We start from the raw sequence: 15,803 nt of genomic DNA, 5'->3' as shown, positions 1-15,803 counted from the left end.
CGTGAGTAGCAAGGAGCTGTGAGCCAGCTCACTGTCTACGCTGGGTGGTGTGAACCGATTCCGCGTCACTGAGCTGCCGAAAGACCGCGTGCTGGTCGTTGCGCATCTGACCAGCGCGGACGAGTTGAGACAGGCCGTGGCCGCCGGCGCCGACGTCGTCGAGTTCGACGGCGATCTGGAACTGCCGTCACTGCCCGAAACGTTGGATGTGGTGACGATCCCAGCGGGGGACGAGGACTTCACGCTCGCGGCTGCCACAGTGGCTGCGATGTCCGGAGCACGCGCGGTTCGTGCTTCCGACGTACGTCAGGCGAGGAAGGTCGTGGAGATGGTCGCGAGCGTGACGGGCACCCGTCCGCCGGTCCGGGCGATGCGGGCGCTCGCCTGATGCTGCCCTCCGTCGAAGCCTGGTTCGCCTCGCGCACCTGGCAGCAGCCCACCTGGACGCCGGACGAGCTGGTCGCGTTGAAGCGCGGCCGGACGGTGTCGGTGGTGCTGCCCGCGCTGAACGAGGAGGAGACCGTCGGGGACGTGGTCTCCGTGGTCCGGCCGTTGCTCGGCACCCTCGTCGACGAGCTGGTGGTGATGGATTCCGGCTCCACCGACCGGACGGTGGAGGTCGCGTCCGCCGCCGGGGCACGGGTCGTGCTGCGCGAGGACGTCGTGCCGTGGCTGCCGCCGTTGCCCGGCAAGGGCGAGGTGCTGTGGCGGTCGCTGGCCGCGACCACCGGCGACCTGATCGTCTTCCTGGACTCCGACCTGGTGGAGCCGGAGACCGCGTTCGTCACGGCGTTGCTCGGGCCGTTGCTGCTGGACGCCGACGTGCACCTGGTGAAGGGGTTCTACCGGCGGCCGTTGCGACTGGAGAGCAGCGGCGGCGGGCGGGTCACCGAACTGGTGGCGCGGCCGTTGCTGAACACGCTGCGGCCGGAGCTCTCCGGTGTGGTGCAACCGCTCGGCGGCGAGTACGCCGCCACCCGGTCCTTTTTGGAGTCGGTGCCCTTCGCGGCCGGGTACGGGGTGGAGATCGGGCTGCTGCTCGACGTGCACCGGGTGCACGGGCTTTCCGCGCTGGCGCAGGTGAATCTAGGTGTGCGCAAGCACCGGAACCGGTCGTTGCTGCAGCTCGGTGCGATGTCGTCGCAGATCATGGGGACGGCGCTGGCCCGGTGCGGCGTGGTCGCGGAGTCCGGGCCGTTGACGCAGTTCGTGCAGGTCGGCGGCGAGTGGCTACCTGACTCGACCGACGTGCTCGTGGCTGATCGGCCCCCGATGATGCACGTGATCGAAAAGGGCTAGCTGCTCGGTCCGGTGGGTGACGACCAGGGCGGTGCCATGGGAGTTGTCCAGGACCTTGCCGAGCACGCGGTCGGCTTGTTCGGGGTCGAGGCCTTCCGTGGGTTCGTCCAGAAGCAGTACTTCGGGGTCGGCCAGCACCGATCTGGTGAGGATCAGGCGTTGCCGTTGGCCGCCGGAGATCTCCTCGCCGCGTTCGCCGACGACCTGGTCCCAGTCGAGGTCGAGTTCGGTGATCTTCGCGGCCCGGTCCAGTTCTTCCTGGGTGGCATCGGGTTTGGCCAGCAGGACGTTCGTGCGGACGGTGGTGTGGAAGACGTGCGCGTCGGCCAGTGCGCCTTTGCTCGGTTCGAGGCGGTGGGCGAGGGCGTTGAGCAACGTGGTCTTGCCCGCGCCGCTCGGGCCGACGATCGCGGTTCTTCCTCGCAGGTCAGGGGTTTCTTGCTGGTAGGCCGGTTCGGGCTCGTCGGTGGGTTCCGGGCTGGGCCTGGTCAGGGCCGCGAGCGGGACGGTGATCTCGAACGCGGCGATGGCGGCCATGATCAGCCAGGCCGGTTCGTGCTGGGCGAGCATGAGCAGGGCCGCGCCGAACTGGACGGCGATCGCCAACGGGGTCAGGTCGCGGGTGCGTTCCTTGCGGGACAGTTCTTTCGCGGTTCTGGTGGCACTGCGGAGTTTCTCGTCGAACAGGCCGTAGGCGATCAGTTCTTCTTTGCTGTGGACCAGTTCGGTGGTTTGTTCGGTCAGCCTGGCGCGCAACGGGGTCAGGTCACTCGGGTTGCGGATCGCGAGCCAGGGGAGCAGGGCGAGGTTGATCAGCAGGCCGGCGATCAGCGGCAGCGAGAAGCCCGAAGCTGTTGCGACGACGGCGCTGACCAGGGCCGCGGTGATCCACGGCAGGGTCGCGCGGAGCCTGGTGTCGAGTCGCTGGTCGACGTTCGTGACGATGCGGGTCAGGGCGGTGCCGGACGGGATGTGCCTGCGGTGCGCGAGGTCGTCGTAGACCTGGCCGCGCAGCTCGACGGCCTCGCTGAGCACGGCCTTGTGGCTGGTCAGGCGTTCGAGGTAGCGCAGGGCGCCCTTGGCCAGCGCGAGGGTGCGGACCGCGACGATCGCCACGGTCAGCGCCTGCATCGGCGGGTGCTCGGCGGCGCGCATGATCAGCCAGGTCGCCGTGGCGGTGAGTCCGACGCCGGCCAGTTCGGCGAGCGTTCCGACGAGGATCGCGAGCTTCACACCGTCACCACCCTGTCGACCTCGGTGAGCAGTGTCGGGCGGTGCGCCACGATCACCGCCGTCCTGCCTCGCGTGAAGTCGCGAGTTGCCTTGAGCACCAGCGCTTCCGTCTCCGCGTCGAGGTGCGCGGTCGGTTCGTCCAGCAGGAAGAGTCCTGCGTGCCGCCGGTCCAGCGCGTTGGCCAGCGCGACTCGCTGCTGCTCGCCGGACGAGAGGTTCGCCGGGACTAGCGTGGGTCGTTGCGGCACCCACGACAGCGCTTCCAGCCACTGCCTGTGGTCGATCTCCCGGAGGTCGACGCCGCCGACGAGCACCCGGCCGCCGTCGGGTCGCACGAAACCCAGCAGCAGCCCCAGAACCGTGCTCTTGCCCGCGCCGCTCGGGCCGACCAACGCGATCCGTTCGCCGGGCCGGATGCGCAGCGAGAAGTTCTCGAGACTGCGCACCGAGACGTTGTCGAACACGATCTCGGCCTGAGCGAGGTCGGGTGGCGCCTGGCCCGTTGTTTCTTGTGGTGCGGGCACTTTGGCGAGCACCTCCCGGCCCTGAGCGCTGGCGTGGTACTGAGCGCCTGCGGATCTGAGCGGCAGAAATGCCTCCGGGGCAAGGAAAAGTACGAGGAGCGCGGTGTGCAGCGGCACTCCGCCGTCCAGCAGCCTGAGCCCGACCGGCACGGCGACCATCGCCACCGACATCGTGGCGACGAGTTCCAGCACGAACGCCGAGAGGAACGCGACCCGGAGCGCGGACATCGTCTCGGTCATGTGCTGCGCGGCCAGCCTGCGGACCGTCGTGGACTGCGCCTCGGCCCGCCCAAACGCCCGCAGCGTGCCGATTCCCTTGACCACGTCGAGGAAGTGCCCGCCGAGAGTGGCCAGCGCGTCCCATTGGCGAGCCGTCCGCTCACGGGTGTGCGCGCCCACCAGAGCACCGAAGATCGGGATCAACGGCAGCGTCACGAGGATCGTCAGAGCCGCGGTGAGATCGGCGAACGCCAGCCTGATCACCACCGCGAGAGGCACGGCCACGGCCAGAACCTGTTGCGGCAGATACCCGACGACGTACGGCGTCACGTCGTGCACGCCGCGCGTGACCAGCGTGGCGACCTCGCCGGCCTTGGTGCCGGGCGAGCGCAGGAACGCCTCCCGCAGCCGTGCGCGAGTCCGTTCGGCGGCCCGATGTGCCCACTCGCGGTGCACCCACCACACCAGCACCCTCGCACTGATGACCAGGGACAGCAGGAGAAGCCCCGTTCCGCCGCTCAGCACCGACGCCAGCAGTTCGGCCTGGGCCAGCACCAGGAACGGGATCGGGATCAGCGCGAGGAGATGGCGACGATCGACCATTGCACCAACACCACCAGCGGGATGATCGGGATCGCGACCCACGCGAGCAGACCGAGAGTGTCGTTGTGCGCCATGAGCCCGGTGACGTCGATCGAGCTGAACGCGAGCGGGATCGGCAGCGCGCACAGCAACGCGGTGACCGGGAACAGCTTCCAGAGCCGCGCCTGGAACACCCAGCCGTGCACCGCGAACAGCACCGGCATCACGAACGCGACCGGCCACGGCGCGTGCAGCAGGTGCGCCAGGAACAGCCCCCAGCCCACGGACACCATCAGGGCGCCGGTGAACACCAGCCACCACCACAGCCTGAGCTGCACCGCCGCCATGAACAGCACCAAACCGGCCAGTACCAGCGTGAACGTGCTGTGCGCGCCGGAGAGCAGCTCACCTTCGAGCCTTGGGAACGCCGCGAACAGTACCCCGATCGCGGCGACCAGCCACACCTCGTTGCCGAGGAAGAACGGGTTCATCTGCTGCAAGGCGACCTCGCGCCGGCGGAACGGCAGCAGAAGTCCTGTGCCGTAGTCGAATCCGGCCAGCGCGAAGTAGCCGACGGTCAGCGTGCCGAGCACGACGAGCCAGAGCGTTTCCATCAGAGGGTCACCACCAACGGCGAGACGGGAGCGGGCGCCACGTCCGGACCACGGCGGACCGCACGTGCGATCAACGCCCAGTCGACACAGGCCAGCACGACGAACAGGGACGTGAAGACGATGAGCGACAACAGGATCTGCGAAGCGTCCACGTGCGACACCGCGTCCTCGGTGCGCAGCAGCCCGTAGACCAGCCACGGCTGCCGCCCGATCTCGCGGAACAACCACCCGAAGATGGCCGCCATGAACGGCAGCGGAATGCCGATCACCATGAGGTACAACGGAAAGCGCATCCGGATTACGGCGTCCCTGATCAGCAACGGCAGAGTGAGCCAGCTGACCGTCGTCAGCGTCATCCCGATGATGATCATGAATCCGAGTGGCGCCCCGATCCACGGCGCCGCCTCGGTCTTGTGCGGCTGGTACTGCGCGATCACCGGGAACTGCGCGAACCCCGCCCCGATCAGCGACGGTGTGGCCAGCGCGGTCGTGACCACGCCCAGCCGCAGCGAGCGCCGGAAGAAGTCGACCTCGGGCGTCCGCCGGATGAAGTGGTAGGCCGAGACGCCGGTCATGAACACGCCGCCGACCGTGATGGACGCGAAGATCACGTGCATCAGCGCCGAGGTGAACGTGGGGTTCGACAGCAGTGCGCTGAAGTCGTCCAGCCGCAACACGTTCCCGTCGACCCGGTAGCCGACGGGGTGCTGCAGGAACCCGTTCGCCGCCATGATCCAGAACGCCGAGGCGAACGCGGTCAGCGCCGTCAGGTACAGCAACGACAGGTGCACCCAGCGGTTCAGCCTGCCCCAGCCGAAGATCCAGAGTCCGAGGAACGTCGACTCCAGGAAGAACGCGATCAGCGTCTCCATCGCGAGCGGCGCGCCGAACACGTCGCCGGCGTAGGTCGCGAGGCCCGACCAGTTCAGCCCGAACTGGAACTCCATCACGATGCCGGTGACGATCCCCAGCGCGTAGTTGATCACGTAGATGCGGCCCCAGAACCGCGTCATCCGCTCGTGCACGGGCGCGCCGGTGATCGTGAACCTCGTCTGCATGATCACCAGCAGGGTGACCAGACCCAGCGTGAGCAGCACGAACAGGAAGTGGAACGAGGTCGTCAACGCGAACTGGAGCCGGGCGAGGTCTACTGCGCTCATGGGTAGGGACGCTATGTGTAGGTCCGCTACTTATGAAGGCGCGAACGAGCATTTCAGGGGGATCTCAGGGCTGACCCTGAGCGGAGATTTCAGGGACCGCCCGCAGGGCTGGATCAGTAGACTCGCTACCCATGAAGCCCGACGCGCTCCGCGGCCACCTCGACGCGTTGCTGCTGGCGACGCTCGACGACAGGCAGCTGCACGGCTACGCGATCATCGAGGCGTTGCAGCAGGGCAGCGGAGGGGCGCTGGACCTCCCGACGGGCACGGTCTACCCGGCGCTGCGCAGGCTGGAGCGGGCAGGCCACGTCGTCAGCGACTGGAGCACGGTCGGCGGACGCAAGCGCAGGACCTACAAGCTCACCCAGGCGGGGAAGCGCGCCCTGAACGCCGAACGCACCGCGTGGCGCGAGTTCACGACGGTCATCGACGGGGTGCTGGGAGGTGACGGCAAATGGGCACAGACGTGATCGAGCGCTACGTGACCGATCTCGGGTCGCGGTTGCAAGGCTCGCGGAAACAGGTCCGCGAACTGCTCACCGAGACCCGCGACAGCCTCGCCGACGCGACCGAGGCACATCTGGACCGCGGGCTGACCGAGAACGAGGCGCAGAAGCGCGCCGTCGAGGAGTTCGGCCCCGTCCGCGAGATCGCGAACGAGTACCAGGCCGAGCTGGCCGTCGCGTACGGCACGCGCACGCTCATCTGGCTCGCGATCGTGCTGCCGTTGATGCACATGGCGTGGGAGTACGGGCGATTGCTGCTCATCGGGCCGTGGCAGGACTTCGGCGCGATGCCGCCGGCCTGGTACCTGTGGGTCGCCAAGGCCAACGACCTGACCAGCGGCATCGCGTCCGGCGTAGCGCTCGTGGCGTTGATCCTCGGCCGTGTCCTCGCCCGCAGGTACGACACGAAGCTGCTGGCCAAACTGGGCGCGACCATCGCGCTCGCCGCCGTCGGCGCCGTGCTGCTGGGCAACGTCTCGATCATCCTGGCGACCGCGCACTTCGACGCGTCCCGGCTGCTGCAGTCGTTGCCGATGAGCATCGCGAGCCTGATCACCTGGATCGTGATCATTCGTCTCGGTCTGCTCGCTCGCCGCTGCCTGAGCTGTGCCACGATCGTCGCGTGACCAACGCCCTGATCTACCTGATCGTGATGATCGCCGTCGCGGCAGTGGTGTTCCTGCTCGCGGCGTTGGTGTTCGGGCGCGGCGAGGAGCTCGCGCCGCTGCCGCCCGGTGCGTCGCCCACGCGGCTGCCCTCCGGCGACATCACCGCGGAGGACGTCCGCGAGCTGAAGTTCCAGCAGGTCTTCCGCGGCTACAAGATGTCCGAGGTCGACTGGGCGTTGCAGCGGCTCTCGACGGAGGTCGAGACGCTGCGGGCGCGCGTCGCGGAGCTCGAGGACGCCGAGAACCTGGAGAGCAGTGAGCACTGATCTTGAGCTGACCGTCGAGGTGGCGGCGCCGCCGGACACGATCTTCCGGGCCATGTCCGACTGGGAGCGCCAGTCGGAGTGGATCTTCGGCACCACCGTCAAGGTCGTCGCCGGTGACGGGAAGTCCGTCGGCAGCGAGATCGACGCCGTGACGTTCGGCGTCAGCGACCGCATGCGGATCACGCGCTGGGACCCGCCGCACGCCGTCGAGGTCCTCCATCTCGGCCGCGTCGTGCGCGGAACCGGCGTGTTCGCCGTGCGCGGCAGCCGTTTCGTGTGGTCGGAAAGCCTCGACGTGCCGTTCTTCTACCCGTTGGTGAAGCCGCTCTTCGTGCTGATGCTGCGTCGTTCGTTGCGGCGGTTCGCCCGTTTCGCGGAGGAGTACCGGTGATCACGCGTTGTCCCTGGGGCGACTCGACCCCGGACTACGTCGAGTACCACGACACCGAGTGGGGCGTGGAGCTGCACGGCACCAACGAGCTCTACGAGCGGATGTCGTTGGAGGCGTTCCAATCCGGACTGTCGTGGATCACGATCCTGCGCAAGCGGCCGGCGTTCCGCGCGGCGTTCGGTGACTTCGACCCGCAGCTGGTGGCGAAGTTCGGGCCCGCCGACGTGGAACGGCTGATGGCCGACGCGGGCATCGTCCGGAACCGGCTGAAGATCGAGGCTGCGATCCACAACGCCCGCGTGATCGTCTCGGAGGACGTCGACCTGGACGCGCTGCTGTGGTCGTTCGCGCCCGCTCGCCACAGGCGGCCGAAGACGATCTCGGACGTCCCGGCGATCACGGACGAGTCCAAGGCGATGGCCAAGGAACTGAAGAAGCGCGGCTTCAAGTTCCTCGGCCCCACCACGTGCTACGCGCTGATGCAGGCGACCGGCATGGTCGACGACCACATCTCGACGTGCTTCCGGGCCAAGAAGGCGAACCGGCGCACTACTTCCCGATGAACTTCGGCGCCCGCTTGGTCACGAAGGCGTCGACCGCCTCGCGGTGATCCTCGGTCGCGCCGCAGTCGGCCTGGGTGCGGCGCTCGGCCTCGAGCGCGTCCTCCAGGGTCCCGTCCGCCGCCGCGGCCAGCGCTTCCTTGATCTTCGCGTAAGCCGTCGTCGGGCCCTTGGCGAGCTTCGCGGCCAGCAGGTGCGCGGTGGACAGCAGTTCCTCGTCCGGCACGACCTGGTTGACCATGCCGACCCGCAACGCCTCCTCGGCGCCGACGGGCTGCGCGAGCAGCATCATCTCCATCGCGCGGCCGTGGCCGATCAGCCGCGGCAGCGTGTAGGACGCGCCGGAGTCCGCGGTCAGGCCGACGTTCGCGAACGCCATCAGGAACTTCGCGGACTTGCCCGCGATGCGCAGATCGGCGGCGTAGGCGAAGGACGCGCCCGCGCCCGCCGCGCTGCCGTTGACCGCGGCGATCACCGGCTTCGGCATGCCGATCAGCTCGCGCACGATCGGGTTGTAGTGCTTCTCCACGGTGTTGAGCGGCGCCGGATCACCGGCCTGCAGCAGGCCGATGTGCTCCTTGAGGTCCTGACCCGCGCAGAACGCCCTGCCCGCACCCGTGATCACCACCGCGCGCACCGACTCGTCCGCCGACGCTTCCTTCAGCGCGGCGAGGAACGCCTCCTTCAGCGTGACGGTGAAGGCGTTGAACGACTCGGGGCGGTTGAACGTGAACGTGCGCACACCATCGGCGTCGTCGACGAGGAGCTCGGACACTGGACCTCCATCAAGCTGTGGAAACGTTGCGGACCGGTCGCAGGCACTCGTCGACGAACCGACTCGTGCCCGGTGCCAGCCGCAGTGTCTGTTCGTCGAAGAACGACGCTGCCGCGTGGCCCGGCCAGTCCGGTGGCAACAGTTCAGCAGGAAGACCGGGATCGCGGAACAGGAACTTCCGCCACGCGTGCAGCAGCTGCTGTGACGCCGCGAACGCCGCCGCGTCGTCCGTTTCGTCCACAACGGACACCTTCTCGTGCCAGTGCGCGACGAACCCGGCGTAGTCGCGGCCCAGCTCGGCCAGGTCCCAGGCCTTCGCGGCGAGCTCGGCGTCCCCACCGTCGTGTGAACCGTGAAAAGTTCGTGCGGGAACTTCTCCGGCGGCCAGCACGTCGGCCAGCTCCGGGGACGGCCGGGGAGCGATCCACGTCACAGGACCGAGCGCGCCGTAGCCGAGCAGTTGCAGTTCCGAGGCCAGGTGATCGCGCGAGTCGCGGCCGGGGATCTCCTCCAGCACCACCACGTGCCAGCGACCGTCCCACGTGGACGGCCCGGTGCGGTAGATGCGGGCGGCGGCCTCGTCAAGGCGCCGTTCCCCGCGAGGTGTCATCGCATATCCGGGCCCGTCCGGCAGCCTGGACGGCTGCAACCAGCCCTGCCGGACCGTGCGGGACACGGCCGTGCGGACGGCCGGCGCGGCGAAACCCAGGGGCTCGAGCAGCCGGACGAGCGCGGCGATGGTGGCGGCGCCACCGCGTTCGCGAAGGTGGCCGCCGTAGACGTCGAAGAGCGCGGAACGGGCTCGCACCCGGCCCATCCTGTCACGACACGACCTGGTGTGCCGAAAGTGTTGTCTTGTCGTGAAAACAGGTGTTGATCAGGCACAAGTCAAGATCGACAAATATCACCCGGACTCGCCAAAAGATCGGTTCGGTTTCGCCCCTGAGTCGCCATAGGGGAGAATGGAGCAGATCCGGCCCTGGCCGGACGGGGAAGATGTTGACGGAGGGAGCACGCGATGGCGGCCATGAAGCCCCGGACCGGCGACGGTCCCCTCGAGGTCACCAAGGAGGGACGCGGCATCGTCATGCGCGTGCCGCTCGAGGGTGGTGGGCGCCTCGTCGTCGAGATGTCGGCGGACGAGGCCAGCGCCTTGGGCGACGCGCTGAAGGCCGCCGCCGGCTGAGGCCTCCCGGTGAGAAGCACGTGAAGCCCCGGTTTCCACAGTGGAGACCGGGGCATCGCTTCGTTCTCGCCCTGGGGGAGAATGAGCGGTCGTCAATGCAACAGGGGAGGTCCAGTCGTGGCGTCGACGGTGCCGTCAGTGCCAACCAAGCTCGTGGACGTCGAGGTGGCCACCTCGACGCGCCGCAACGTTCCGGCGGTCGTGCTCGCGGCCACCGGTCCGGCGCTGGGACCGGGCGGCGACGGCATCGACGTCTCCGACCTGACCGGCAAGGCCGGCGAGGCGGTGCGGCACGACGAGGCCTGGACCCTCGGTGTCGGCACCGGGACGCTCGCCGACTACCGCACGGCCGGGGCCAGCCTCGTGCGTGCGCTGAGCGGTGAGGACGCGCCCAAGACGGCCGACGTCCTGCTGACCCCGGACTTCGACGCCGAGAAGGTGCGCGCGTTCGTGCTGGGCGCCGCGCTCGGCGGCTACCGCTTCAAGGTCACCGGCGAGGACGGTCCGAAGCGCGTCGGCTCGTTGCGGCTGATCACGCCCGACGACGGGTTCGAGGAGGTGCTCACGTCGGCCGCGTTGAAGGCCCACGCGCTCGCCACCGCGACCTCGCTGGCACGTGATCTCGCCAACACCCCGTCCAACGTCAAGGACCCGCGCTGGCTCGCCACGACCGCCGCCAAGCTGGCGGACAAGGTCGACGGGCTGAGCGCCACCGTCCGAGACGAGAAGTGGCTGGCACAGCAGGGCTTCGGCGGTGTGCTCGCGGTCGGTGGCGGATCTGCCCGCCCGCCGCGGTTCCTGGAGCTGACGTACGGCACCACCGGCCCGCACCTGGTGTTCATCGGCAAGGGCATCACGTTCGACACGGGCGGCATCTCGGTGAAGCCCGCGGACGGCATGCACCTCATGCGCACCGACATGGCGGGTGGCGGCGCCGTGATCTCCGCGCTGCTGACCGTGGCTCGCCGGCGGCTGCCGATCAGGGTCACCGGCCTCGTGCCGTGCGCGGAGAACCACGTGAGCGGCTCCGCCTACCGGCCCGGCGACGTCGTGCGCCACTACGGCGGCGCGACCACCGAGGTGCAGAACACCGACGCCGAGGGCCGCATGGTCCTGGCCGACGCGATGGCGTACGCGGTGAAGAACCTGAAGCCCGACCTCGTCGTGGACGTGGCGACGCTGACCGGCGCGATGAAGGTCTCGCTCGGCCTGCGCACGGGCGCGGTGTTCAGCGCGTCCGACGAGCTCGCGGCCGAGGTGATCGCCGTGGGCGCGAACGTCGGCGAGAAGTGGTGGCGGATGCCGTTGCTGGAGGAGCACGTCGGTGCCGTCGCCAGCGAGATCGCGGACTACAAGCAGTGCCCGCCCGGACCGGGTGGCATCACGGCGGCGTTGTTCCTGCAGAAGTTCGCGGGCGACGTGCCGTGGGCGCACCTCGACATCGCGGGTCCCGCACGGTCGGAGAAGGTCTACGACGAGGTCGTCGCGGGAGCCACGGGCTTCGGTGCGCGGACGCTGGTCGAGCTGGCTGAAAAATATTCGCGTTAACCTACGATCGGCCATACGAGACGGCGACGTTCCACGGCATGATGTGAGCTCCTTCACAACGTCGTAGAGGAGCGCTCGTGTTACTCCGCCTGGCACTCGCCGTCTCGCTGGTTCTAGCAGCCACATCCCCCGCAACGGCCGCGACGCCGTGGTGGGAACCGGTGGCGCGTCCCGCGGTGGACTCGCAGATCAACGTGACCGGCGAGCCCTTCAAGGGCACGGACGGCCAGGGCAGGGTGCGCGGGCTCGTCGACGCGCACAACCACCTCATGACCAACGAGGGCTTCGGCGGCCGGCTGATCTGCGGCAAGTCGTTCTCGGAGCAGGGCATCGCGGACGCGCTGAAGGACTGCCCCGAGCACCACCCGGCGGGCCTCGGTGCGATCTTCGAGGCGATCGTGACGGGCGACTTCGACGGCCACGACCCGGTGGGCTGGCCGACGTTCAAGGACTGGCCTTCCTCCACGACGGTCTCGCACCAGCAGAACTACTACGCCTGGCTGGAACGGGCGTGGCGCGGCGGCCAGCGCGTGCTGGTCCAGGACCTGACGAGCAACGCCACGCTGTGCGTCATCCACCCGTTCAAGGACAAGCCGTGCGACGAGATGCAGTCGGTCCGGCTGCAGGCCCAGCGCACCTACGAGCTGCAGGCGTTCGTCGACAAGCAGTTCGGCGGCGCGGGCAAGGGCTGGTTCCGCATCGTCACGTCGGCCGAGCAGGCCCGTGACGTGGTCGCGCAGGGCAAGCTCGCCGTGGTGCTCGGCATCGAGACCTCTGAGCTCTTCGGCTGCCGGACGTTCCTCGACATCCCGTTGTGCAACAAGGGCGACATCGACCGCGGCCTCGACGAGATGTACGCGCTCGGCGTGCGCAGCGCGTTCCTGTGCCACAAGTTCGACAACGCGCTGTGCGGCGTCCGGTTCGACTCGGGCACGCAGGGCGGGGTGATCAACGCGGGCCAGTTCCTGCGCACCGGCCAGTGGTGGCAGACCGAGGTGTGCAAGGGCCCGCAGCAGGACAACCCGATCGGCACCGTCGGCCCGAACGCGCTGATCCCGGCTTCGGTCGTCGCGCCCGCGTACGACCCGGCGAAGCGGTGCAACGTGCGCGGCCTGACGTCGTTGGGCGAGTACGCGGTGCAGGCCATGATGAAGCGGCACATGATGATCGAGGTCGACCACATGAGCGTGAAGGCCGCCGGCCGCACGCTGGAGCTCGCGGCGCAGGCGAAGTTCCCCGGCATCGTCTCCAGCCACAGCTGGATGGACGCGCAGTGGACCGAGAAGGTCTACCAGCTCGGCGGGTTCGTGGCGGGCTACGAGAACAGCCCCGAGGGGTACGTCTCCCAGGCGGCCGCCGCGGAACCGTTGCGGCGCAAGTACGACGTGGGCATCGGGTTCGGCTCCGACTACAACGGCGTGGGCTCGCACCCGGCACCGCAGACCGGCGTGACCTACCCGTTCCGCAGCTACCCGGACGGCCCGCTGGTCGACCGGCAGCGCACCGGTGAGCGGGTCTGGGACATCAACGTCGACGGCGGCGCGCACATCGGTCTGCTGCCGGACTGGGTCGAGAAGGTTCGTCAGCTCGGCGGCGACCAGCTGGTCCAGGACATGCTCGGGGGCGCGGAGTCGTACCTGCGGACGTGGTCGGGCACTCAGCGCTGGACGCCGTGAGTCCTGAGCGCGTGTTCGCGGAAGGCGCGGACGGCGGGCGGCAACGGGTGGTCCTTCAGCCAGGCCAGCCCGAACACGCGCGCCGACCGCGGCGTCAGCGGTAGCTCGCGAAGGCCTGGCGGCGGTGTGGACTCGGCGTGCGTGAGGATCGCGACGCCGAGCCCGGCCGCCACCAGGCCGCGCACGGTCTCGATCTCCTGGCTCTCGAACGCGACGCGAGGGGTGAGGCCGGCTTTCGCGAACATGTCGTCGGTGATCTGCCTCAGGCCGTAGCCGTGCTCCAGCAGGATGAGGTCCTCGTCCACGAGGTCGGAGAGCCGGACGACCTCGCGTGCGGCCAGCCGGTGCGAGACCGGGGCGACGACGATCAGCTCCTGCTCGAAGATCACCGCCGACTCCACCTCCGGCTCGTCCGGCGGTGGGGCGACCAGCGCGAGGTCGATCTCGCCCTGGAGCAGCTTGTCGACCACGGTGTAGCGGGCGTTCTGGATCAGGCCGAAGCGCACGTGCGGGTGCTCGTCGCGGAACCCGCGGACCAGTTCCGGCACCACGGACCGGCCGAGCATGTGCAGGAAGCCCAGCACGACGCGGCCCTTCTCCGGATCGAGCTCCTCCTCCACCTCGCGCAGGCCCGGTTCCAGCGCGGCCAGCGATCGGGTCGCGGCCTCGGCCAGCAGCCGGCCCGCCCGCGTGAGGCGGACCCGCCGGCCGGTCTTCGTGATGATCGGCGCGCCGAGCTGCTCACCCAGCTCGGCGAGCCAGCGGCTGACGGTGGGCTGGGGGAGCCCGACGCGTTCTGCGACACGAGTCACGTGCTCGTCGGCGGCAAGCGCTTTCAGCACCGCCAGCTTCGGTGCCAGCTCCAATTCATCCACGGATCGATTCTGGCGCATTTCCGTATTGGACGTATGGCTTAGCGTCAATCGTGTGAACAGGTTGACCGCGGCCATCGCCGCATCGGGGTTCGCGTGCTTCGCGCTGCTGTACACCCCGCAGCCGGTCATGCCGCAGATCGCCGCCGAGTACGGGCTGGGGCCGGGCAGCGCGTCGCTCGCGCTGTCGGCGGCCACGATCGCGCTGGCCGTGGTGGTCGTGCCGATCGCGATGCTGTCCGAACGCCTCGGGCGGCGTCCGGTGATCGTGGTCAGCGTGCTCGCGGCGGCGTTGCTCGGCCTCGTGCTGCCGTTCGCACCGAACTACGAGTTGTTCCTGGGGCTGCGGGTGCTGCAGGGCATCGCGGCGGCCGGGGTGCCCGCGGCGTCCATGGCCTACCTGGCGGACGCGCTGGACAAGAAGAAGCTCGGCGCCGCGATGGGCGCGATGATCGCCGGGAACAGCCTGGGCGGCATGTCGGGACGGCTCGTCACCGGCATGACCGTCGACTGGTTGGGGTGGCGCGGCTCCGTGCTGCTCGCCGGGGTGTTCGGGCTGGTCGCGGCCCTGATCGTGGTGTTCTTCCTGCCCAAGGCCCAGGCGATGCCGAAGCGCGCGCCGAAGGGCATGAAGGCGGCGCTGAAGGACCCCGTGCTGCTGTCGATGTACGTCGTCGCCGTGCTGCTCGTGGGGACGTTCATCTCGTTCTACAACGTCGCCGGCTTCCAGCTGCAGGGCCCTGCGTGGCTGGAGACGCTGGTCTTCCTCTTCTACGGGCTCGGCAGCACCTCGGCGGCGTTCGCGGGCAGGCTGGCCGACCGGTACGGCCGCGGCAAGGTGCTGCTGCTGTGCATCGGCGTGGTGGCTCTCGGTGCCCTGGCGAGCCTGCTGTGGGTGCCGCTCGGCCTGGCGATCGTCACCGCCGGGTTCTTCGCGTCGCACACCACGGCGAGCGGCTGGGTGGCCGCGCGGGCTCCCGAACACGCCCGCGGCCACGCGTCCGGGCTGTACCTGGCCGGGTTCTACGTGGGCAGCAGCGTCGGCGGCACGTCCGGCGCCACCGCGTACGAGGAGTGGGGCTGGGGAGGGCTGGTCCTGGTGATCCTCGGCTGGCTCGCGCTGGCCGCGATGCTGGCTCAGAACTCCAGGGCGAGGGTGACGCGCGAGTCGACCGGCGCGATGGTGGTCTTGCCGAGGCGCGACAGGTCCACCGTTCCGTCGACCATGCCGACCGAGACCGAACGGGTGTCCGCCGGGACCTCGACCACGATCGCGAACGGCAGCGGGCCGCCGTCGTAGCGGGCGCCGACCTGCCGGGCGGTCGACCCGTCCGGCAGCGTCACGGTGATCAGGTCCTTGGTCAGGAGGCCGCCCGCGGTGTCGGGCAGGTTGCCGGTCGCCTCGACCCGCACCTCCAGCAACGCCTTGTCGGCCGCGGAGATCGTGGCCACGTCGTACTGGCTCTCGCCGAGCTTGACCGGGCGCTGCCGGCCGAGCCGGACGCCGGTGACCTTCATGCCGAGCTCGCGGTCGCCGAAGCGGATCTTCTGCGTCTGGTCCTTGAACTGAGCGGGGGCGGCGGCGCGCTCCAGCACGTGCGGCGGGTTGTCGGTGCGCTTGCCGGACGGGACCTCGGCGCGCTGCTCCAGCGACTTGGCGCCGAGCGTGCCGAGCACGAGCGACTCGGCGCCCGCCTGCGGGTCGGGCACGGTGTAGACGACGA

General features: G+C 69.3%; 18 protein-coding genes. 11 read left to right on the top strand and 7 right to left on the bottom strand.

Going from position 1 to position 15,803, the window contains the following annotated elements:
* Positions 1–49 precede the first annotated feature (49 nt).
* Together ACH413_RS22645 and ACH413_RS22640 are read left to right on the top strand one after the other, a co-directional pair.
* Positions 50–388: a hypothetical protein gene (locus tag ACH413_RS22645; RefSeq protein ID WP_360037742.1), complete on the top strand. Its 339-nt coding sequence runs from the start codon at positions 50–52 to the stop codon at positions 386–388.
* The gene (locus ACH413_RS22640; protein ID WP_360037739.1) at positions 388–1,299 is read left to right on the top strand and encodes a glucosyl-3-phosphoglycerate synthase; all 912 of its coding nucleotides are present in this window, start codon (positions 388–390) and stop codon (positions 1,297–1,299) included. Before ACH413_RS22645 ends, ACH413_RS22640 begins: the two co-directional genes overlap by 1 nt.
* Here the strand turns inward: ACH413_RS22640 and ACH413_RS22635 are convergent.
* Genes ACH413_RS22635 through ACH413_RS22620 form a run of 4 tightly spaced genes read right to left on the bottom strand, consistent with a single transcriptional unit; the run spans position 1,231 to position 5,631 of the window.
* A complete protein-coding gene (locus ACH413_RS22635; RefSeq protein WP_360037736.1) occupies positions 1,231–2,532 on the bottom strand; it encodes an ATP-binding cassette domain-containing protein in 1,302 nt (433 codons plus the stop codon). The genes ACH413_RS22640 and ACH413_RS22635 overlap by 69 nt on opposite strands.
* The gene (locus tag ACH413_RS22630; RefSeq protein ID WP_360037733.1) at positions 2,529–3,878 is read right to left on the bottom strand and encodes an ATP-binding cassette domain-containing protein; all 1,350 of its coding nucleotides are present in this window, start codon (positions 3,876–3,878) and stop codon (positions 2,529–2,531) included. Before ACH413_RS22630 ends, ACH413_RS22635 begins: the two co-directional genes overlap by 4 nt.
* Positions 3,848–4,471 carry a cytochrome d ubiquinol oxidase subunit II gene (locus tag ACH413_RS22625; protein ID WP_360037730.1) on the bottom strand — a complete coding sequence of 208 codons (624 nt, stop codon included), beginning with the start codon at positions 4,469–4,471 and terminating at the stop codon, positions 3,848–3,850. Before ACH413_RS22625 ends, ACH413_RS22630 begins: the two co-directional genes overlap by 31 nt.
* Complete coding sequence (locus ACH413_RS22620) at positions 4,471–5,631, bottom strand: cytochrome ubiquinol oxidase subunit I (RefSeq protein WP_360037728.1); 1,161 nt, start codon at positions 5,629–5,631, stop codon at positions 4,471–4,473. The genes ACH413_RS22625 and ACH413_RS22620 overlap by 1 nt, the downstream gene beginning before the upstream one ends.
* Before the next feature lie 131 nt (positions 5,632–5,762).
* Here ACH413_RS22620 and ACH413_RS22615 point away from each other — a divergent pair, with 131 nt between their 5' ends.
* From ACH413_RS22615 to ACH413_RS22595, 5 genes are read left to right on the top strand one after another with little or no spacing between them, the layout of a single operon-like run.
* Positions 5,763–6,101: a helix-turn-helix transcriptional regulator gene (locus ACH413_RS22615; RefSeq protein ID WP_319980217.1), complete on the top strand. Its 339-nt coding sequence runs from the start codon at positions 5,763–5,765 to the stop codon at positions 6,099–6,101.
* Positions 6,086–6,763: a permease prefix domain 1-containing protein gene (locus tag ACH413_RS22610; RefSeq protein WP_360037725.1), complete on the top strand. Its 678-nt coding sequence runs from the start codon at positions 6,086–6,088 to the stop codon at positions 6,761–6,763. The genes ACH413_RS22615 and ACH413_RS22610 overlap by 16 nt, the downstream gene beginning before the upstream one ends.
* Entirely contained in the window at positions 6,760–7,071 is a 312-nt protein-coding gene (locus ACH413_RS22605) for a DivIVA domain-containing protein (protein ID WP_360037722.1), read from the top strand. Before ACH413_RS22610 ends, ACH413_RS22605 begins: the two co-directional genes overlap by 4 nt.
* Positions 7,061–7,462, top strand: coding sequence for an SRPBCC family protein (locus ACH413_RS22600; protein ID WP_360037720.1), 402 nt, complete (start codon positions 7,061–7,063; stop codon positions 7,460–7,462). Before ACH413_RS22605 ends, ACH413_RS22600 begins: the two co-directional genes overlap by 11 nt.
* Positions 7,459–8,025: a DNA-3-methyladenine glycosylase I gene (locus tag ACH413_RS22595; protein ID WP_360037717.1), complete on the top strand. Its 567-nt coding sequence runs from the start codon at positions 7,459–7,461 to the stop codon at positions 8,023–8,025. The genes ACH413_RS22600 and ACH413_RS22595 overlap by 4 nt, the downstream gene beginning before the upstream one ends.
* On the opposite strand, the gene ACH413_RS22590 is transcribed toward ACH413_RS22595, so the two are convergent.
* On the bottom strand, positions 8,012–8,797 hold the full coding sequence (locus ACH413_RS22590; RefSeq protein ID WP_360037714.1) for an enoyl-CoA hydratase-related protein: 786 nt from the start codon (positions 8,795–8,797) through the stop codon (positions 8,012–8,014). The genes ACH413_RS22595 and ACH413_RS22590 overlap by 14 nt on opposite strands.
* A gap of 10 nt (positions 8,798–8,807) precedes the next feature.
* Positions 8,808–9,605, bottom strand: coding sequence for a PaaX family transcriptional regulator C-terminal domain-containing protein (locus ACH413_RS22585; protein WP_360037711.1), 798 nt, complete (start codon positions 9,603–9,605; stop codon positions 8,808–8,810).
* 210 nt (positions 9,606–9,815) lie between these two features.
* On the opposite strand from ACH413_RS22585, the gene ACH413_RS22580 reads away from it, so the two are divergent.
* The 3 genes from ACH413_RS22580 to ACH413_RS22570 all read left to right on the top strand — a co-directional run bounded on the left by ACH413_RS22580 (position 9,816) and on the right by ACH413_RS22570 (position 13,207).
* A complete protein-coding gene (locus ACH413_RS22580; protein WP_065914675.1) occupies positions 9,816–9,983 on the top strand; it encodes a DUF3117 domain-containing protein in 168 nt (55 codons plus the stop codon).
* An 81-nt stretch (positions 9,984–10,064) separates the two neighbouring features.
* Complete coding sequence (locus ACH413_RS22575) at positions 10,065–11,531, top strand: leucyl aminopeptidase family protein (RefSeq protein ID WP_360037708.1); 1,467 nt, start codon at positions 10,065–10,067, stop codon at positions 11,529–11,531.
* 77 nt (positions 11,532–11,608) lie between these two features.
* The gene (locus tag ACH413_RS22570) at positions 11,609–13,207 is read left to right on the top strand and encodes a hypothetical protein (RefSeq protein ID WP_360037705.1); all 1,599 of its coding nucleotides are present in this window, start codon (positions 11,609–11,611) and stop codon (positions 13,205–13,207) included.
* Here the strand turns inward: ACH413_RS22570 and ACH413_RS22565 are convergent.
* Positions 13,189–14,082, bottom strand: coding sequence for a LysR family transcriptional regulator (locus ACH413_RS22565; protein ID WP_360037703.1), 894 nt, complete (start codon positions 14,080–14,082; stop codon positions 13,189–13,191). The two genes, ACH413_RS22570 and ACH413_RS22565, sit on opposite strands and share 19 nt — an antisense overlap.
* A gap of 52 nt (positions 14,083–14,134) precedes the next feature.
* Between ACH413_RS22565 and ACH413_RS22560 the strand changes: the two genes are divergently transcribed.
* Positions 14,135–15,379 (top strand): MFS transporter, encoded by a 1,245-nt coding sequence (locus tag ACH413_RS22560; RefSeq protein ID WP_360037700.1) that lies wholly within the window; start codon positions 14,135–14,137, stop codon positions 15,377–15,379.
* Positions 15,380–15,803: the final 424 nt, after the last annotated feature.

The sequence above is a fragment of the Lentzea sp. NPDC020367 genome (assembly GCF_044387305.1).
Lineage (GTDB): Bacteria > Actinomycetota > Actinomycetes > Mycobacteriales > Pseudonocardiaceae > Lentzea.
This window is presented reverse-complemented; position numbering and strand designations above follow the sequence as displayed.